The sequence below is a fragment of the Rhodococcus sp. NPDC060090 genome, assembly GCF_042729855.1.
In the GTDB taxonomy this organism is placed as follows: domain Bacteria; phylum Actinomycetota; class Actinomycetes; order Mycobacteriales; family Mycobacteriaceae; genus Rhodococcus.
The window spans coordinates 206,838-222,715 of sequence record NZ_JBHWXB010000010.1 but is presented as its reverse complement, the minus strand read 5'-3'; the positions used below and the strand labels follow the sequence as shown (position 1 = coordinate 222,715).

The following is a 15,878-nucleotide window of genomic DNA, read 5'->3' as shown; positions in this document are numbered from 1 at the left end:
CGCTCGTGGACGCTGTCACCGCCACCTCCGCGCCCTCGCACACGGTCGCCGCGGTGGTGCTCCCAGGCGGCCGGCGGGGGTGCAGGGGTGAAACAGACTCAGCCGAGTCGCTGCTTCAGAGCCTCGAACTCGTCGCGGATGCCCGAAGGCACCTTCTCTCCGAGGAACTCGAACCACTCGGCGATGCCGTCGATCTCGGCCTTCCACTCGTCGACGTCGACCTTCAGAGCCTCGTCGACATCAGCGGCGTCGACATCGAGGCCTTCGAGCGACAGATCGGCTGCGGTCGGCACGTAACCGATGGCCGTGGACTGCGCGTCGGCCTTGTGCTCGATGCGGTCGACAATCCACTTCAGCACGCGAGAGTTCTCGCCGAAACCGGGCCACAGGAAGCGTCCGTCGTCGCCGCGACGGAACCAGTTCACGTAGAAGATCTTCGGGAGCTTGGTTTCGTCGGCGTTCTTGCCGAGGTTGATCCAGTGGTTCAGGTAGTCGCCGGCGTTGTAGCCGAGGAACGGCAGCATCGCCATCGGGTCGCGGCGGACGCTACCGACCTTGCCCTCTGCGGCAGCAGTCTGCTCGGACGACAGGGTCGCGCCGAGGAAGGTGCCGTGCTGCCAGTCGAAGGACTCGCTGACCAGCGGAACCGTCGTCTTGCGGCGGCCACCGAACAGGATCGCCGAGATCGGCACACCCTGCGGGTCGTCCCACTCGGGGGCGAGGATCGGGCACTGCGACATCGGCGTGCAGTAGCGCGAGTTCGGGTGCGCGGCCTTCGTGTCGGACTCGGGGGTCCAGTCGTTGCCGAGCCAGTCGGTCAGGTGAGCAGGCTTGTCGCCGCCGATGCCCTCCCACCAGACGTCGCCGTCGTCGGTCTTCGCGACGTTGGTGTAGATGGTGTTTCCGGCCTCGATGGTGTGCATCGCGTTCGGGTTGGAATCGGCGCTGGTGCCGGGCGCGACACCGAAGAAACCGAACTCCGGGTTGACGGCGTAGAGGCGGCCGTCCTCACCGAAACGCATCCAGGCGATGTCGTCGCCGAGGGTCTCGGCGCGCCAGCCCGGGATGGTCGGCTGGATCATCGCGAGGTTGGTCTTGCCGCACGCCGACGGGAATGCCGCCGCGATGTAGTACGGCTTGTTCTCGGGCGAGATCAGCTTGAGGATCAGCATGTGCTCGGCGAGCCAGCCCTCGTCGTGGGCCATCGCCGATGCGATACGCAGCGAGTAGCACTTCTTGCCGAGCAGTGCGTTGCCGCCGTAGCCGGAGCCGTAGCTCCAGATCTCGCGGGTCTCGGGGAAGTGGGTGATGTACTTCGTGTCGTTGCACGGCCACGCCACATCCTGCTGGCCGGCATCGAGCGGTGCACCCACCGAGTGCAGCGCCTTGACGAACGGGCGGTCGGTGCCCATCTTCTCGAGCGCAGCGGCACCCATGCGGGTCATGATGCGCATGGAGACGACGACGTACTCCGAGTCGGTGAGCTCGACACCCAGCTTCGGATCGTCGGCACCCAGGGGACCCATGCAGAACGGCACCACGAAGAGGGTGCGGCCGCGCATACTGCCGCGGTACAACTCGGTCATCGTGGCACGCATCTCGTCGGGCGCCATCCAATTGTTGGTGGGGCCCGCGTCGATCTCGTTCTCGCTGCAGATGTATGTGCGGGACTCGACACGTGCGACGTCCGACGGGTCGGAGTTCGCGAGGAACGAATTCGGCTTCTTCTCGTCGTTCAGACGGGTGAAGGTGCCGGCGTCGACGAGCTGAGCGGTCAGCCGATCCCATTCCTCATCGGATCCGTCGGCCCACACGACGCGATCGGGCTGGGTGAGCTCGGCAACCTCCTGGACCCACGCAAGCAGCTCGGCATGCTGGGTCGGAAGCTTGTCGTCGGTACCGTTCAAACCGGGAATGGTTGCTGAGGTCATCAAACTCTCCTGGGGTGTGCCCGGAACCGGATCCCTCCCCCGACCTGCATCTGTAGTGCAGTGACAGCGGCGAACCCGGGCTCTCCCCTCTCGGCAGGGGTACCACCCGCTTCGTCCGTGGCCGAACGGAGGACGCGGGCGCCGGATGTCCTATTCATAGAGGTTAACGCTGGACGTCCGGCCGGGAACACTCGGGGCCGGTCGGAAATGTCACAGAAACGATTCAGAGGCGTGCAGAATACATCCCTCTTTCATGCTCGTACAGGCGATAGGCCTCACTAGTTCTCGGATTTGTGATTCTCGTCTATACCGATCGTACCTTCGTCGATCCGGTCCCACCTCGGTGTTCCGTCGGGCTCGCGATGGAACTCCCAGACGCCGAACTCTCCGTCGTCGGCGACGGCGGTGAGCCGATCGGTGACACCGTCGAGATCGGTGTCGGTGGCCACGACCAGCGCACCGTGCCCGTTGTCGAATGCGACGGTGTCCCTGATCCCGTCTCCGTCGAGGTCACTGGTGGCATCCACGGTGTCCGCCCATGCCGCGGTGCTTGCTGGGTCGAACACGTCGAAGCCACCGAGGTGCTGGTCGCCGGGCCCGTCGGCCCCGAGGAATGCGTCCGCCATATCTGCTCCTGCGATCCGGTGTGCGTCGTTCTTACTTCGAGGCAGTTCCCTCACCCGATTGGACGCACCGGATCCCCGGCCGGTTCCACGTGCCTCAAAATCGCAAGGTCCCGTTCGCACGCGGCGATGCGCGCACGCTGCTCCCCGGTGCGTCGACGGATCCGATCATCGATCGTGGCGACCCGCTCGCGCAGTTCGGTGGCGCGTGCGCGCTCCCGCACGGCAGCGTCGTGGCCGAGATTCGCTTCGGCATCGAACGCCATCGTGCGGATCCACGCCTCGAGGTCCGCGCGCAGCGCGGTCAATTCGTCGACGACCCACCGCCGCATCAGCTCACGGTGCGCCAACTGCCTGCGCAGACGAAGGAGCCACCATGCGGCCGCCGCCCCGCACACGATCGTCACCAGCACGGACACCGCCACCGGAATCGTTCCGAGCATGGTGGCCGCCATACGCCCGAGGCCCGCACCGACAGATGCTCCCAACACGAGCGCGAGGCGATCATCGAGGCGACGGCCCGGCATCTGAGGGACGGGTGCCGGTTCCACGATCGGCGCCTGCGTCACAATTCCGAGTCTGTGCTCGACGGCGACAGCCACCTCCTCGCGCAGGCGCTGCGCGTGCGCGGCCAGCAGAATCTCCACGTCACCCGGATCGGCGGAGCCGTCATCGAGCATGCCGCGTAACTCCACCGATGCCTCTCTCGCACGCACAGCGAGCTCCTGCATCGATTCCACCCGGGCGCGATGAAAGTCGCGGCGATGCTCGGAACCGACCGGTCGCGCCGCGAGGCGTGCCCGCTCGGCACGGAGATCGGCGGTGCCGTCCGAGGCGGAGAGCTCAGCGATCTGCGCGACGATCATGCTGCGAGTCCGGGCGACGACCGCCGTGCGCGTCGCCCGGCCCTGCGCGGATGTGGCCACCGCGGCGAGAATCGCCTCGTGCACGCCGACGATTCCCGACTCGAGTGCGAGAACCGGCCCGGCATCGCCACCGATCTCCCGCGCCCGAGCCGCAGCGACCGCCGATACCGGGATCACCACGACGCGTGCGAGCCACGATGCGTGCCGGTGGAGCAGTTCGATGTCACGGTCGCGGATGGACCGCCATCCCGGGTAGCGGTCGATGCCGGTAATCGCAAACACCACGTCGGCTGCCTCACGCGCGGCCGCGTCGAGTTCGGTCAGTTCGGTGCGGCCGAGGACCGACGAGGCGTCGAGCACCATCAGCACCACCGGAGCGTCCCCCTCCGGGACGTATTCGACGCCGCCGAGTTCGGAGAGCTCGGCGGCGAGTGTGGTGCGGCCCGACCCCGCCACCCCCGCGACCCGCACCACCGCCACACCGGAGTTCGGGATCGACGATCGGTGCAGTCGCGCCCAGCCGCGCGGGTTCCAGCGGCGTAGAACATCGTCGGCGTCGCTCATCCGATCGAAACTCCAGCATCCTCGAGTGCCGCTTCGATCACGTCCCGTGCCTGCGGCGACGCCGCGATCCCCGCGACCGTGCACACGAAATCCTCGAGACGCAGGAGATGCGCACCGTCGACGCGGCCGGCGATCGTCGCACCCAAGTACGGATCGTCCTGCACGAACACGGGCGCCGTCAGGCCGGAGACCGGCGTGTCCCCCGCGACCACCACGACGACGCGACGGGGATCGAGTGTGTCGAGAGTCCGCCGGTCGGCGGGATGCATCGACGTCGGACCGAGCCGGGTGGGCAGCACGTAGACGACGATGTCGGCGTCGAGGACGGGATCGGGCACACCCGGAACATCGACGAGAGCGGACTCCCACGCACCGGATTCCCACGCAGCGGACTCCCACGCACCGGGCAGCACTGACAGCGCGCGCTGCACGTTTCCGCGTCCGACACCCGCACGTCCCGCGACTTGGATCCGCAAGGGCGCGGTGTACCCGGCGAGTGCGCCGTGCAGCATGCGCCCCGCGTCCGGGTCCAGTCGATCCACCTCGTCTGCGAGCCGGCGCCACAACCCCGTATCCGAATACGGCGCACTCGAATCCCCCACCATGCCCCCGATCGTTGCGACAAAGTGTGACAGAGACCACCTCCTGAGGCGTCCCGGCCGCGTTATCCGGGCTGTCATCCTGAGAAAACCCTGTGGTCACACCGGTCACTCCTGCCACGCACTCTGCCGATACGTGACAATGGTCGGGTGAACCACGCCGATCAGGACACGACCGACATGCTCGACGAGCAGCAGTCCAGGGGGAACCGCCTGTATCCGCGGGTGACGAGTTTCCGCTCCCGCCGCGGAGCACTCACCGACCCTCAGCAGGACACATGGGACCGCCGCTGGCCCGAACTCGGTCGCGATGTCGGCGACGACCTGCTCGATACCGACGCGTGGTTCGGCCGCTCGGCTCCCCTGGTCCTGGAGATCGGCTCCGGCACCGGCACCGCTGCCGTCGCGATGGCGCAGGCCGAGCCCGGCATCGATCTGATCGCCGTCGAGGTCTACCGCCCCGGCATCGCGCAGACCCTGCAGCGGATCGAGCGCACCGAAGGCACCGATGCGCCCGTCTCCAATCTGCGGATCCTGCGCGGCGATGCCGTCGAGGTCCTCGAGCACATGGTCGCGCCGGAGTCCCTGACCGGTGTCCGGGTCTTCTTCCCTGACCCGTGGCCGAAGGCGCGGCACCACAAGCGCCGGCTGCTGCAGCCCAAGACCTTCGCCCTCATCGCGAGTCGGCTGAAGCCGGGCGGCGTGTTGCACGTGGCGACCGACCACGCCGAGTACGCGGAGTGGATCCTGGAGGCCGGTAACGCCGAGCCCCAGCTCACAGATGTGACGTGGGAGTCCCCCATCAGCCACGAGCGTCCGGTCACGAAGTTCGAGGACAAGGCTCACCAGGTGGGTAGCGACATCGCCGAGATGATCTGGGGGAAGATCGGAGCATGAGCGTCCATGAAGAAGTGCCCGGTGTGACCGACACCGCCGTGATCGACAGCACCGAACGACCCGGGCGCGTGCTGCTCGTCTGGGATGCACCGAACCTCGACATGGGCCTCGGCGCGATCCTCGGCGGTCGCCCCACTGCTGCATACCGGCCGCGGTTCGATGCGCTGGGCCGCTGGCTCCTGAGCCGCACGGCCGACCTGTCGCGTCACCGCACGTCGCCCCTCGAAGCCGAGGCGACGGTCTTCACGAACATCGCGCCGGGCAGCGCCGACGTCGTGCGCCCCTGGGTGGAAGCTCTGCGTAACGTGGGCTTCGCGGTCTTCGCCAAACCCAAGATCGACGAGGACAGCGACGTCGATTCCGATATGCTCGAGCACATCGAGCTGCGGCGCAGCGAAGGTCTCGCCGGTGTGATGGTGGCATCCGCCGACGGGCAGGCGTTCCGAGAACCTCTCGAGGAACTCGCCGCAGCCGGCGTCGCAGTGCAGGTGCTCGGTTTCCGTGAACACGCCAGTTGGGCGGTGACCTCGGACATCCTCGACTTCGTCGATCTCGAGGACATCCCCGGTGTGTTCCGTGAGCCGCTGCCGCGGGTCAGCCTGGAATCGCTGCCAGACGAGGGTGCGTGGCTGCAGCCTTTCCGACCGCTTTCAGCCCTTCTTGCGGGGCGCAAGAGCGTCGCCGAATAGGAGATTTACGTGTTCGACCGTTGGGGAGAGCTCGTCGTCCGTGCGCGTTTCACCGTCATTGCGGTGATGGTCGCGGCGTTGCTCGGGCTCGCAGGGTACGGCCTGAGCCTGAACGACCATCTCAGCCAGAGCGGCTGGGACGACCCCGGCTCACAATCCGTCACGGCCGCGAAGCTGGCCGACGGAACCTTCGGTCGAGACACCAACGGCGATGTGTTGGCACTCATCACTGCGCCCGAGGGCAAGACTGTCGACGACCCCGAGTTCACAGCGGCCGTCACGGCCGGCCTGAACTCGTGGGTCGCCGACAATCCGGACCAGGTCCTCAAGCTCAACGGTGCGTACTGGCGCACGGACAGCGCCCCTGCGCTGCCTGCACTGGCAGACGATTCCAAACAGCACGGTGTGGCATCGCTCGCGATCGCCGGCGACAACGACACCGAGATCGCGAACAACTTCCGCGACGTCAAGGATGCGCTGCAGATCGACGGCGTCGACGTCCAGCTCGCCGGGCTGCAGCCGGTCACCGGCTCGCTCAACGACACGATGGCCAACGACATCAAGCGCATGGAGATCCTCGCGATCCCCGCGGTCGGCATCCTGTTGTTCTTCGTGTTCGGTGGTGTCATCGCTGCGGCACTGCCGCTGATCACCGGTGGCCTGACAGTTGTCGCGGCCAACGGCATCGTCCGCCTGATCACCAACTTCACCGAAGTCAACACGTTCGTCGCACCGGTCGTGTCGCTGATCGGGCTCGGTCTCGCGATCGACTACGGCCTGTTCATGGTGTCGCGGTTCCGAGAGGAACTCGCCGAAGGCTACGAGACGGCCGCCGCGGTGCGCCGCACCGTCGTCACGTCCGGACGCACCGTCGTGTTCTCGGCGACGATGGTGATCACCAGCCTCGGCGGTCTGCTGCTGTTCCCGCAGGGCTTCCTCAAGTCGGTGGCCTACGGTGCGATCGCAACCGTGTCGCTGGCCGCGCTGACGTCGGTGACGGTGCTACCCGCGATCCTCGCGATCCTCGGTCGGCGCATCGACAAGTTCGGCATGAAGAAGTTCGGGCAGATCCAGTCGAACGAACAGGTCGAGAACAGCTTCATCGGTCGTCTGACCCGCTGGGTGATGCTGAACCCGATGAAGGTGACCATCCCGACGGTCATCGGCCTGCTCCTGCTCATCATGCCGCTGACCGGTATCAAGTTCGGCGGCATCAACGAGACGTACCTTCCGCCGGGCCACGAGACCCGCGCCGCGCAGGCGCAGTTCGACGAACTGTTCCCCGGGCAACGCACCGAACCGGTCAAGCTCGTCATCCGAGGCGCCGAGGGCGGCGACCTCAACCAGATCATCCAGACCGGCAGCGCCGCGCCTGGGCTCGTCGAGAAATTCACCATCGAAGGCCCCGCGAAGGACGGCGTCCGCGTCCTCAAGGCCGGTCTCGTCGATCGCAATGCGACCGCCGACACCATCGACTACCTGCATTCGGCGTCCTGGCCCGACGGCGTCGAGGTGTACGTGGGCGGCACTCCCGCGATCGAGCAGGACTCGATCGCGGCACTGCTCGAGACATTGCCCCTGATGATCGTGTTCGTCGTGGTGCTCACGACCATTCTGATGTTCCTTGCGTTCGGGTCGCTGGTGCTGCCGATCAAGGCCGCATTGATGAGCGCACTCGGGCTCGGCTCGACCCTCGGCATCCTCACCTGGATCTTCATCGACGGCCATGGTGCGAGCCTGCTGAACTTCACCCCCGGCCCCATCATGTCGCCGGTGCTCGTGCTCATCATCGCGATCATCTACGGCCTGTCGACCGACTACGAGGTATTCCTCCTCTCACGCATGGTCGAGGCCAGATCGCAAGGAGCGAGCACCACCGAATCAATCCGCATCGGTACCTCCCACACCGGTCGCATCATCACCGCCGCGGCGCTGATCCTCATCGTCGTCACCGGGGCGTTCGCATTCTCCGAACTCGTGATGATGAAGTACATCTCGTACGGCATGATCGCCGCGCTGATCATCGACGCGACCGTGATCCGCATGTTCCTCGTCCCGGCCGTGATGAAACTGCTCGGCGACGACTGCTGGTGGGCACCCGAATGGATGAAACGGATCCAGGAGAAGGTGGGTCTCGCCGAGCCCATCCTGCCCGACGAGCTGATGCCCGACGACGTGCCCGAGCTCATCACCGTCGGCATGTTCGGACCCTCGACGATCACGGCGACGGGATCGCACCGGTTCCCGAAGGGCATGTTCGGCGATGCCGAGGGCGCGAACGACATGATGACGCAGCCGATGCCCACGATCGCCGCCCCGCGCCCCGCCTCCGAACAACGACGGACACGCGACCTTCCGCCTCCGCAGCGTCGCTCGCATGGGCGTCCACCCGCAGCCCGCGAGCCGGGTCAGCCGGGTGTCGCGCAGGCACCGCGCGGCGACGCGCTTCCGCCTCGCCGCGGTGACCAGGTTTCCGCACCGATGCGTCGTGGACGGCCACCCGTTCCGCCCCAACAGGCTCCGGGTCAGCAGGGTGCCGGTCAGCAGGGTCCGGGTCAGCCTCCGCTGCCTACTCGCGCGATGCCTGCGTCCGGTAATCCGGCTGGTCCCCTCCCCCGCCGCGGGGCGGCAGGCCCTCAGCAGCCGGTTTCTCCGCGACAGCAGGGCCCCGCACAGCCCCCGCGCGAACAGCCGCAGACCGCGGCGATGCCGCCGCTGCCGCGCCGACAGCGTGGATCGGTGCCTCCGCCGCTGCCGCGCACGGACGTGCGACCTCAGACACCCGGCAACACCGGAGAGAACGTCCAGGAAGGCACGGGGCGTCCTGCCCCGGCCCCCGCCCAGGGGCAGTCGCCTGGGCCGCAGGCGCAGGCCGCTCAACCCGGGGCGCATGCCCCTCACACACCGGGCCGTGATCCGCAGGCCATCGAGAGCTGGCTTTCACAGATGCGGCGGGCGCCGTCGCCCTCCGGCCGGAATCCCGACGGACCCCGGCAACCCGAAGCCAGGACTCCGAACGACCCGGCAGCGAACAACGCAGCGCAGAACAACCCTGCACAGAACAACCCTCCACAGAACAACCCTGCGCAGAACGACCCTGGGAACCGTCCTGAACCGCCCCGGCCCGACGACCGCCGTCGGCCCCCTCCGAGCCGGGATTCCCGCGGTCCCGACACGCAGGGCAGGCGACGCCTCAACGACGACGACGATCAAACCATCAGCGTCAGCGAACTGATCGCCCGGCAGCGTCGTCCATAGAAGCGTCGCCAGGAGAAGGTGCCGCCCCGGGAATCAGATTCCCCGCAGGAACTTGCGCAGTCGCGCACCCATCGGGGGCGCGACTGTCAGGCTTCCCGCGCGAATCTTGCCGACCACAACCAAGTGCAGCGGGCCGTACGGGGCGCCCGTGCCCACCTTCGATTCCGCCGACGAGGCGATGGCCTCCAGTCCGTTGATGTCGGCGGTCGCCTCCATCGGAACCACGATGCCGATCGAGCTGAGATAGTCGCTGACCTCGATCCGCACGACCTGCGTCTGCATGACGGCCTCGGTGAAGTCGAGCGATACCGACGACGCCACGGTATCGAGCTGCAACACCGGCGGTACCTCCCATCGACCCTTGCGCGCGATCGTCGACATCCGCCCCTTGAGAACGGACCCGGCTCCCGACTGATAGATCGAGGGGGTGGTAGCGGTAGCAACCTGAGGCTCGTAGGCCGGCGCAGGCTGCGGCGGGAACTGCTGTCGGAACTCCGGGCGCATCTGGATGCCGGGTAGATCGACCAGCACCTGGTTCAGGTCTCCGCGGGTTTTCGCGGCGAGCACGGTGTCCATCCGTTCGGTGAATTCACCGAGCGACAACATGCCCTGGCCGACTGCGCGCTGCAGCAGCTCACCCACGTGTTCACGTTCTGCGTCCGACACTCTCAGATCCTTCGGGTCCATGCCGTCCACTTTAGAGTCGCCTGCGCACCGCGCAGTGCCCAGAACCACTCAGGACGGCCCCGAAAAGTCAGCCCAAGCCCTGTTCGATCGCGTATCTGGTCAACTCCACCCGATTGGCGAGCTGAAGTTTGCGCAGCGTCGCCTGCACATGGTTCTCGACCGTGCGGTGACTCAGCACCAGGCGTGACGCGATCTGCTTTGCCGACATTCCTTTCGCGACGAGTCGCAGGACCTCGGTTTCGCGGTCGGTGAGGGTCGGCGTCGCCGAGGCGCGCAGATTCGACACCGACAGTTTCCGGTACTCCCCGAGTACGAGCCCCGCGAGACCTGGCGTGAACACGGCGTGCCCCGCTGCGGTCTTGACGACAGCGTCGACGAGTTCAGCGGCCGACGCGCTCTTGACGAGATATCCGGACGCCCCTGCCTTCACTGCGCCGAGAACATCGGCGCGTTCGGACGATGCAGACAGCACGAGCACCCGCGACCGCGGCGACACCTCGAGCACCGCTCGGGTCGCATCCGTCCCACTGCCGTCCGTCAACGACATGTCCATCAGCACCACGGTGGGTTCGACGACGGCTCGCGCACGGGCCGTCCTCACGCTGTCGGCCTCCGCTGCCACGCGGAAGCCGGCTTCTTCGAGGTCGCGGGACACAGCGCTGCGCCAGATGGGATGGTCGTCGACCACCATCACGGTGATCTCAGCCATGCGGTTCCTCCTTGGGGACGCGGATCTCCCACTCGGTGCCTTCGCCCGGCGCGGTCTCGAGTTCCGCGACGCCGCCGAGCCATCGTGCCCGACCTACGATCGATTTCGATACTCCGAGGCGTCCCTGCGCAGATGCTGCGGCCAAGCGTCCGGCTTCGATCCCGATGCCATCGTCACGGACGGAGAGCACGATCTCGTCGCCGAGATCCTCGAGCAGCACGAATGCCCTGGCGTCAGGTCCGGCATGGTGCTCGACGTTATCGAGGGCGGTGGTCGCGAGCGCGACCAGCTCTCCCGCGCGCGTCCTGTCCATCACGACGGGATCCGCGGGCGCGGCGACGGTGACATCACCGTCGACCCGCATGCGCAGCATGGCGGTCAGGTCGACGTGTTGCCCACCTCGATCGACTTCGGTGTCCTGTTCGGAGATCAGGCGACGCAGCGCCTCTTCCTGTTCGCCGGCCAGCCGTGCGAGCTCGACCCGATCGACACCGAGTCCCGAGTCCTCGTCTGCGCGGCGCTGTACGAGCGCGAGCACCTGAAGGACACCGTCGTGGACCTGCCGGGCGAGCCGGTCACGTTCCTCCGTGGCCGCAGCGATCCGCACTGCGTCCTCGAGCTGACGGTGCGCCGTCCGGGCCGTCCTCATCGCGAATCCCATCGCGACGCCGCATGCGACGAGAACGGGCGCGGTCGCGTCGGACCAGAGGTCGAGGTTGACCTGGTCGCGCACCACCGCGCTGACCGCGGCCATCACGAGAGCGGAGGCGATTCCGGCGAGCGGACCGGCGAAGAGCGCGGCAGAGATGACCGCGTTGGCGACCCACAGTGTGGTGGGCATCGTCTGGTGGTGGCTGTACCAGTCGTGATCGGAGATCAGGCGGGTCGATGCCATGAGTGCGATCGCAGTGATCTGGTCGACGGCAACGACCACCGGACGTTCCCGAGATCCGCGTGAGAGGAGCAGCGCCGAGGTCAGCGACCACACCACGAGCACACCGATGAGGAACCAGCTCAATGCTTCATCGGTGTAGTTCTGGACGGTCGAGAAGTGCGAACTGACCGCGTAAACGACGGTGACCAGGCGAAAGACCTGCGCGGCGCGCCACAGCGGAGCGTCCGGATCTGCCGTTCCCGAAGGCACGGGTATGGATTTCACCGTCTCCGCCCTCCTCGCCGTCGTGGTCGTTTTTCGGTGAATCCAACCACTCGGTGACCCCCGAGTGCGACCACAAGGTGATGTGACCGTGCGCACAGTGGTTTGATTTGAAGTCGTGCTGAGGTCATATCGTGCAGTCGCGTCGACGTTGCGTAGTCGCTGGCCGCTCTATATGGCTTCGATGGGCGCCTCGAACCTGTTCGGCGCCATGCTGGTGTTCGCCTTCGTGCGGTACGGGTTGCCCGTCGACGAGAACGAGCACATCATCGCGGACAGGGTCCGAAACTTCAGTATTTTCGCCGTCTACCTCGCGTTCGCGGGTGTGGTGAGCCTGAGCGCGGCGGCGTTGATGTTGCGGTCGGTGGTGCGGTGGCAATTGCGGGGCGGCCCGCCGACGCGGTCCGAGCAGATGGCCGCGCTGCACGCCCCGCTGCGTCAGGCGATCGTGCACCTGGTTCTGTGGCTACTCGGTGGCGTGCTGTTCGTGTTCCTCACCGCGGAGGAGATGCCGTCGCTCGCGGTGACGGTGGCGATCACCGTCGCGATGGCCGCGACGAGCACGTTCGGTTTCACCTACATGCTCGGCGAACGCATCCTCCGGCCGGTGGCCGCACGCGCGCTGAGCGAGGGACGATTCGATCGGACAATGGCGCCCGGCGTCGGCACCCGCCTGGCGATGACCTGGGGTTTGGGCACCCTGATGCCGGTCGCCGGGATCGTGCTGCTGTGCGTCACCCAGCTGTCCACGGACAACGAGTTCGGTCCCGATGCGCTCGCGTGGTCGGTGCTGGCGTTGGCCGTGATGTCGATCGGGCTCGCACTCGTCCTGTCGCTGCTGACCTCGTCGCAGATCTCCGACCCCATCAAACAGCTGCGCTGGGCCATCGAAAGGGTTCAACGCGGTGCGTCAGGGGTTCAGGTCGAGGTGTTCGACGGCAGTGAGGTCGGCAGGCTGCAGGTGGGCTTCAACCGGATGATGTCCGAGTCCGACGAGCGTCGACGGTTGCGTGAGCTGTTCGGTCAGCACGTCGGCGAGGACGTCGCGCGCCGGGCCCTGCAGTACGGGACCGATCTCGGCGGCGAGACGCGCTACGTGGCCGTGTTGTTCGTCGACATGGTGGGCTCGACGGCCACGGCCGCCGAGCGCCCCCCGAGCGAGGTCGTGGAGTTGCTCAACGAGTTCTTCCGGGTGGTCGTCGACGTCGTGGACAGGCACCACGGTTTCGTGAACAAGTTCATGGGCGATGCCGCCCTGGTGATCTTCGGTGCACCGCTGGACCGTCCCGATGCCCCCACTGCCGCGTTGGCCGCGGCGCGCGAGCTGCGGTTCGCGCTCAACGAGATCACCGGTCTCGACATCGGCATCGGTGTCTCTGCCGGCCTCGCGGTGGCCGGCAACATCGGCGCAGCGGAGCGCTTCGAATACACCGTGATCGGCGACCCGGTCAACGAGGCATCGCGGCTGACCGAACTCGCGAAACTGCGTCCCAGCCGGGTGCTCGCGTCGTCGAGCGCCCTGTACTTCGCGGACGACGAAGAACGTAGTCACTGGGAGCTGGGTGACGAGGTCCAGCTGCGTGGACGGGGGCGCATGACGCATCTCGCGTGGCCCGCCCGGTCTCCCGAGCCGGGAGTGACCGACGGATAACCATGCGGACCGACGGGTAACCATACGAGTGTGCCGACAGCGTTCGATACGCTGGCCCGGTGGCGCAGCCGCATGAGGACAGATCTGGCCCCGACGCTACACCGCGACGGGGCCGATTTCGGTGGATCAAATGGGTGTCCGCGGTCGCGTTGATCGCCCTCCTCGTTGTCGAGGCGATCTACCTGTGGCCCACGATGAGCGAATCCTGGCGGGCCCTCACAGAAATGCGCTGGGGCTGGGCCGCGGCCGCTGTGCTCGCGCAACTCCTGTCGCTGAGCGCGTTCGCAGGTCTGCTCCGCAAAGTGCTGCGGGCGGGTGGAGTTCAGGTGAGTCTGCCGCGGTCCACCTCGGTGGTCTACGGCAGTACCGCGATGGCGGTGACGCTCCCGGCAGGTCTCGTGTTCTCGACGGCCTTCACCTACCGACAGACGCGACGCTGGGGAGCGACGCCGGCGGTCGCGTCCTGGCAGCTCGCGGTGTCGGGGGTCGTCTCCACCGCCACTCTCGCAGCTCTGGGGGTCGTCGGCGCATTCGCCGTCGGTTCATCGATCAGCCCGGCCACCTTGTTGTTGTCCATCGCAGTGGCCGGCGGACTGCTCCTCGGCCTGCGGTATGTCGCGCAGAGCCCTTCGTCGGTCAAGACCTTCGTCACGTGGAATCTCGAGCGGTTCAACAGGCTGATCAGAAGGTCGGCCGACGCCGGGGTCGACGCGTTCGAGCGTGCTCTGTCACAGCTCGAGGCTGTTCGGCTCCGGCGACGCGACATGCTGGCCGCGTCCGCATGGTCGAGCTCGAATCGCGTGTTCGACATGATCTGCCTCGGGTTCGCGTGCTGGGCGGTCGGCGGCACTCCCTCGTTGGCCGGCCTACTCATCGCCTACGCCGCCGCGAAGGCGGTCGGCAGTGTGCCGCTGGCGCCCGCCGGTCTCGGATTCGTCGACGGCACGCTGATCGCAACGTTGACCGCAGCAGGCCTGAGTGCGTCGCAGGCTCTCGCCGCGGTGTTCGTGTACCGGTCGGTGAGCGTCGTGTTCGTGGCGGTGATCGGGTGGATCACCGTTGCGATGCTGTATCGGGGCGCGAGCGCCGGCGCGGAGATCGACCCCGTTGCCGAACGGACCGTTCTTCAGCCCGATTGAATCCGTTCGGAAGAAAGTAGTTGCGAACTCAACTAACTTGTGTCATCCTTGATCTGTCAGCAGTTGAAGATTCAACAAATCATCGAACTCACCCAAGGAGCGCCTCATGACCGCCAGCACCACCATCCTCCCCGGCCTGACCGCAGGCACCTGGGCGATCGACCCCGTCCACTCCAGCGTCGGCTTCTCGGTCCGCCACCTCATGGTCAGCAAGGTCCGCGGCACCTTCGAGAACTTCTCCGGCACCATCGTCGTTGCCGAGGACGGCACCGCCACCGCCAACGCCGAGATCCAGGTCGACTCGATCAACACCAAGAACGCCGACCGAGACGCACACATCAAGTCCGCCGACTTCTTCGACGCCGAGCAGTTCCCCGTCGCGACGTTCGCCACCACGGGCGTGCGTGCCGACAACGGCGACTTCGTCCTCGCAGGCGACTTCACGCTGCACGGCATCACCCGCCCGATCGAGCTGAAGCTCGAGTTCAACGGCGTCAACCCGGGTATGGGCCAGGGCGCTGTCGCCGGCTTCGAGGCCACCACCGTGATCAACCGCAAGGACTTCGGCATCACCATCGAGATGCCTCTCGAAGGCGGCGGAGCAGTCGTCGGCGACAAGATCACCCTGAACATCGAGATCGAGGCCGTCGCGCAGGCCTGACACCTCGAGCCGGGCCCACGAGCACCGGGGATACCCTGGACGGGTGAGAAAGTACGCACCCGCGCTGGTCCTCGACGTCATCCTGGTCGTCGTCTTCGCTGCAGTCGGACGATCCAGCCATGACGAAGCACTCGACCTCGTGGGCCTGGCCGGAACGGCATGGCCGTTCCTCGGCGGACTGACCATCGGGTGGTTCCTCACCGCATGGCTCTACCGCGACAAGTTCGACGCCTACGCCGCAGTCCCCACGGGGCTGATCCTCTGGGCGAGCGCGCTCGTCGGAGGGATGCTCTTGCGCGCCCTGAGCGGTCAGGGCACCGCGACGGCCTTCATCATCATCGCGACGCTCTTCCTCGGTGCCGTGCTCATCGGATGGCGTGTCATCGCTCAGGCGGTCATCCGTCGCCGGGTCGATGCCGGATGATCATCACCACCGTGTGATCATCAC

At 66.9% G+C, this 15,878-nt stretch carries 14 protein-coding genes; 7 read left to right on the top strand and 7 right to left on the bottom strand.

The window, feature by feature from the left end:
* Positions 1–98: 98 nt before the first annotated feature.
* The 4 genes from ACFWCF_RS15960 to ACFWCF_RS15945 all read right to left on the bottom strand — a co-directional run bounded on the left by ACFWCF_RS15960 (position 99) and on the right by ACFWCF_RS15945 (position 4,589).
* Positions 99–1,931, bottom strand: coding sequence for a phosphoenolpyruvate carboxykinase (GTP) (locus ACFWCF_RS15960; RefSeq protein ID WP_378492431.1), 1,833 nt, complete (start codon positions 1,929–1,931; stop codon positions 99–101).
* Between the two features lie 278 nt (positions 1,932–2,209).
* Positions 2,210–2,557, bottom strand: a complete 348-nt coding sequence (locus ACFWCF_RS15955; RefSeq protein ID WP_378492430.1) for a DUF6802 family protein — start codon at positions 2,555–2,557, stop codon at positions 2,210–2,212.
* Between the two features lie 50 nt (positions 2,558–2,607).
* Positions 2,608–3,984, bottom strand: a complete 1,377-nt coding sequence (locus tag ACFWCF_RS15950; protein WP_378563046.1) for a hypothetical protein — start codon at positions 3,982–3,984, stop codon at positions 2,608–2,610.
* Positions 3,981–4,589, bottom strand: a complete 609-nt coding sequence (locus tag ACFWCF_RS15945; protein WP_378563043.1) for a hypothetical protein — start codon at positions 4,587–4,589, stop codon at positions 3,981–3,983. Before ACFWCF_RS15945 ends, ACFWCF_RS15950 begins: the two co-directional genes overlap by 4 nt.
* A gap of 108 nt (positions 4,590–4,697) precedes the next feature.
* Here ACFWCF_RS15945 and trmB point away from each other — a divergent pair, with 108 nt between their 5' ends.
* From trmB to ACFWCF_RS15930, 3 genes are read left to right on the top strand one after another with little or no spacing between them, the layout of a single operon-like run.
* Positions 4,698–5,480: a tRNA (guanosine(46)-N7)-methyltransferase TrmB gene (gene trmB, locus ACFWCF_RS15940; protein ID WP_378492434.1), complete on the top strand. Its 783-nt coding sequence runs from the start codon at positions 4,698–4,700 to the stop codon at positions 5,478–5,480.
* A complete protein-coding gene (locus ACFWCF_RS15935; RefSeq protein ID WP_378492427.1) occupies positions 5,477–6,169 on the top strand; it encodes an NYN domain-containing protein in 693 nt (230 codons plus the stop codon). Before trmB ends, ACFWCF_RS15935 begins: the two co-directional genes overlap by 4 nt.
* A 9-nt stretch (positions 6,170–6,178) precedes the next feature.
* Positions 6,179–9,427 (top strand): MMPL family transporter, encoded by a 3,249-nt coding sequence (locus ACFWCF_RS15930; protein WP_378563040.1) that lies wholly within the window; start codon positions 6,179–6,181, stop codon positions 9,425–9,427.
* Between the two features lie 33 nt (positions 9,428–9,460).
* Here the strand turns inward: ACFWCF_RS15930 and ACFWCF_RS15925 are convergent, their stop codons facing one another.
* From ACFWCF_RS15925 to macS, 3 genes are all read right to left on the bottom strand, one after another.
* On the bottom strand, positions 9,461–10,114 hold the full coding sequence (locus ACFWCF_RS15925) for a DUF1707 domain-containing protein (protein WP_378492425.1): 654 nt from the start codon (positions 10,112–10,114) through the stop codon (positions 9,461–9,463).
* A gap of 67 nt (positions 10,115–10,181) precedes the next feature.
* Entirely contained in the window at positions 10,182–10,823 is a 642-nt protein-coding gene (locus ACFWCF_RS15920) for a LuxR C-terminal-related transcriptional regulator (RefSeq protein ID WP_378492424.1), read from the bottom strand.
* A complete protein-coding gene (gene macS / locus ACFWCF_RS15915; RefSeq protein ID WP_378563037.1) occupies positions 10,816–11,982 on the bottom strand; it encodes a MacS family sensor histidine kinase in 1,167 nt (388 codons plus the stop codon). Before macS ends, ACFWCF_RS15920 begins: the two co-directional genes overlap by 8 nt.
* 172 nt (positions 11,983–12,154) lie before the next feature.
* On the opposite strand from macS, the gene ACFWCF_RS15910 reads away from it, so the two are divergent.
* The 4 genes from ACFWCF_RS15910 to ACFWCF_RS15895 all read left to right on the top strand — a co-directional run bounded on the left by ACFWCF_RS15910 (position 12,155) and on the right by ACFWCF_RS15895 (position 15,854).
* Complete coding sequence (locus tag ACFWCF_RS15910; protein WP_378563090.1) at positions 12,155–13,630, top strand: adenylate/guanylate cyclase domain-containing protein; 1,476 nt, start codon at positions 12,155–12,157, stop codon at positions 13,628–13,630.
* A 59-nt stretch (positions 13,631–13,689) separates the two neighbouring features.
* Positions 13,690–14,769 carry a YbhN family protein gene (locus tag ACFWCF_RS15905; RefSeq protein ID WP_378563034.1) on the top strand — a complete coding sequence of 360 codons (1,080 nt, stop codon included), beginning with the start codon at positions 13,690–13,692 and terminating at the stop codon, positions 14,767–14,769.
* A 106-nt stretch (positions 14,770–14,875) separates the two neighbouring features.
* A complete protein-coding gene (locus ACFWCF_RS15900; RefSeq protein WP_378492421.1) occupies positions 14,876–15,430 on the top strand; it encodes a YceI family protein in 555 nt (184 codons plus the stop codon).
* A gap of 43 nt (positions 15,431–15,473) precedes the next feature.
* Positions 15,474–15,854: a DUF3054 domain-containing protein gene (locus ACFWCF_RS15895; protein ID WP_378563031.1), complete on the top strand. Its 381-nt coding sequence runs from the start codon at positions 15,474–15,476 to the stop codon at positions 15,852–15,854.
* Positions 15,855–15,878 lie beyond the last annotated feature (24 nt).

Coding starts and splice junctions, on each gene's coding strand:
- ACFWCF_RS15955 (WP_378492430.1), bottom strand. CDS start 2,557: ATGGCGGACGCATTCCTCGGGGCCGACGGGCCCGGCGACCAGCACCTC.
- ACFWCF_RS15960 (WP_378492431.1), bottom strand. CDS start 1,931: ATGACCTCAGCAACCATTCCCGGTTTGAACGGTACCGACGACAAGCTT.
- ACFWCF_RS15900 (WP_378492421.1), top strand. CDS start 14,876: ATGACCGCCAGCACCACCATCCTCCCCGGCCTGACCGCAGGCACCTGG.
- ACFWCF_RS15910 (WP_378563090.1), top strand. CDS start 12,155: ATGGCTTCGATGGGCGCCTCGAACCTGTTCGGCGCCATGCTGGTGTTC.
- ACFWCF_RS15945 (WP_378563043.1), bottom strand. CDS start 4,589: ATGGTGGGGGATTCGAGTGCGCCGTATTCGGATACGGGGTTGTGGCGC.
- ACFWCF_RS15935 (WP_378492427.1), top strand. CDS start 5,477: ATGAGCGTCCATGAAGAAGTGCCCGGTGTGACCGACACCGCCGTGATC.
- ACFWCF_RS15920 (WP_378492424.1), bottom strand. CDS start 10,823: ATGGCTGAGATCACCGTGATGGTGGTCGACGACCATCCCATCTGGCGC.
- ACFWCF_RS15925 (WP_378492425.1), bottom strand. CDS start 10,114: ATGGACCCGAAGGATCTGAGAGTGTCGGACGCAGAACGTGAACACGTG.
- ACFWCF_RS15950 (WP_378563046.1), bottom strand. CDS start 3,984: ATGAGCGACGCCGACGATGTTCTACGCCGCTGGAACCCGCGCGGCTGG.